The sequence below is a fragment of the Stenotrophomonas sp. 05L44_2 genome (assembly GCF_056665995.1).
Map to the genome: position 1 here is coordinate 1 of NZ_JBFTNR010000696.1, position 2,199 is coordinate 2,199.

At 64.3% G+C, this 2,199-nt stretch carries 3 protein-coding genes; 2 read left to right on the forward strand and 1 reads right to left on the reverse strand.

Features of this window, described 5'->3' with window-relative positions; translation table 11 throughout:
- Positions 1-448: SDR family NAD(P)-dependent oxidoreductase (locus tag AC1VAN_RS19440; protein WP_480986503.1), on the reverse strand; the 448-nt coding region annotated here is incomplete at its 3' end.
- 128 nt (positions 449-576) lie between these two features.
- Between AC1VAN_RS19440 and AC1VAN_RS19445 the strand changes: the two genes are divergently transcribed.
- The gene (locus AC1VAN_RS19445; protein WP_025878503.1) at positions 577-909 is read left to right on the forward strand and encodes a hypothetical protein; all 333 of its coding nucleotides are present in this window, start codon (positions 577-579) and stop codon (positions 907-909) included.
- A 91-nt stretch (positions 910-1,000) separates the two neighbouring features.
- A complete protein-coding gene (locus AC1VAN_RS19450) occupies positions 1,001-1,954 on the forward strand; it encodes a helix-turn-helix transcriptional regulator (RefSeq protein ID WP_025878502.1) in 954 nt (317 codons plus the stop codon).
- Positions 1,955-2,199 lie beyond the last annotated feature (245 nt).

Genomic DNA, 2,199 nt, shown 5'->3' on the forward strand with positions numbered 1-2,199 from the left:
GGCCCAGGATGGAGGCCATGTTGATGATGCTGCCGCCGCTGCCCGCCGTGCGCATCGCCTGGATCTGCGCCCGCTGGCACAGGAACACGCTGGTCAGGTTCACATCGACCACGCGCTTCCAGCCATCAATGGGGTAGTCGCCGCTGCTTGCCGCTGGCCCGCCGATGCCAGCGTTATTCACTGCGACATGCACGCCGCCCAGTTCCTTCACCGTGCGCTGCACCGCCGCTTCCACCGCCGCCTCGTCGGTGACATCCAACGCGACACCGATGGCCTCGGCCCCCTGGTTGCGCAGCGTGGCCACCGTGGCATCCACCGCATCCTGCTTCAGGTCCCACACCGAAATGCGCGCGCCCGATTCAGCGAGCGTTTCCGCTACCGCCAGGCCGATACCGGATACACCGCCGGTGACGATCGCGGTTTTTCCGTTGAGTCGGTAATCAATCATCTGTGGTCTCCATCTGTTGGGAAATCGATGCGGACAGAACCGTCCGACCTCGCCGACACTACGCCCTTCGTCGTGACGAAAGCGCTGCATGCGTGATACTTGCGCGCATGCCCGCCACCTGAGCTCCCATGCGTACAGCCTGCGTTCCACTTTCTGCCGATGCCGAACGGCGGCTGGATACCGATTCCTGCCTGCCTGGCGATCTGTACGAAGTGATGCTCAGCGATGCCACGGTCGATCTGCTGTTCGACAGCGGCTTCCTCACTACCCTCAATACGCGGTTCGGCCTGCTCTTTGACCACTACGAAGACGAATCGATCACCCGTCCCGAGCAGTTACAGTACGCACGCGCATTGCTGCGCGATCTTCAACTTGGCCGTAAATGCCAATCGATTGACCCGTTGGATATCGCATTCGGGCTGGCATTGGAGAAAATGACAGGAATCTATTTCCAACTCTGAAAGCGCAGGACCGATCCGCGCTGCAGGTGCACGATGGAACGTGCGGGCACATCGTCGCCGGCACCCATCATCCATGGTTGAGCGCCGAGCGATGTCCCGATATTTCACGTTTGCCGATTACCGCCGTTTTGGCCAGCGACACGGCTATGACTACCGTGCCGATCCAAGCCACCTGCGCGAAGAACAGTGGGCCGGTCACGGCGACCTGCACGAACAGACCCTGCGCGGCGGCATGAGCCTGCTCGCATCGGATGTGCACAACCGCATCGCCTACACCGCCACAGCGCACGAACGGCCCGGCCTGGTCATCCGCGTGATGCTGCAGGGCCAGGTCGACGTGCAGGTTCCCAACCGCAGTGACTTCAGCCTGCGCGCAGGCACCGCCGTGACCACCAGCCACCGCGACCATGTGGCAATGGTCGGCGTCCATCCCGGCAATATGCGCCTGCGTGGCATCAGCCTGATGGTGCCAGCCGATCTGGACCCGGACCTGCTGCGGCAACCGCAATTGCAGCGGGCATTGGGTTCACACATGGAATGCAGGCACTGGGCGATTCCGCACGCGATGCTGCCGCCTCTCGCGCAGCTGTTCGACAGCCCCTGGCAGGATGGCCTGGACGCGCTGTGGCGCGAGGGCATTGCCCTGCAGCTGCTGTCCACCGGCCTGCAGGCCGATGATCTGCACGCCGAAGGTGCGCGTGCGCTGCGCAGTGGCCAGCGGGCACGGCTGGAACGCGTACGGACGTTCCTGCACGACGACCCTGGCCATGCGCACAGCCTGCTGGAACTTGCCCAACTGGCCTGCATGAGCCCCAGCGCACTGCGCCGGCACTTCGTCCAGGCGTATGGCTGCTCGGTGTTCGACTACCTGCACGAACAACGCATGCGACATGCCGAGCAGGGCCTTCGCGAATCCGGCTGGAGCGTGGAACAGGCGGCTGCGGAAACCGGCTATCGGCATCCCAGCAACTTCGCTGCCGCATTCCGCAAGCGCTTCGGGCTGGTGCCCAGCCGCTGGCGCACCGGCCCTTCGAAGGTTGGTTGAAGCGCATCTGCCCGGGCAGGTGTCGACCTTGGTCGACACGCTTTCGCGCCACCGGGTTGCCGGCCAGCGGCCGGCACTACCCCATCAGTCCTGCAGGCGATCTGTTCCGGTAGGTGTCGACCTTGGTCGACACGCTTTCGCACCACCGCGTTGCCGGCCAGCGGCCGGCACTACCCCGTCGGTCCTGCAAGCGATCTGTTCCGGTAGGTGTCGACCTTGGTCGACACGCTTTCGCGCCACCGGGG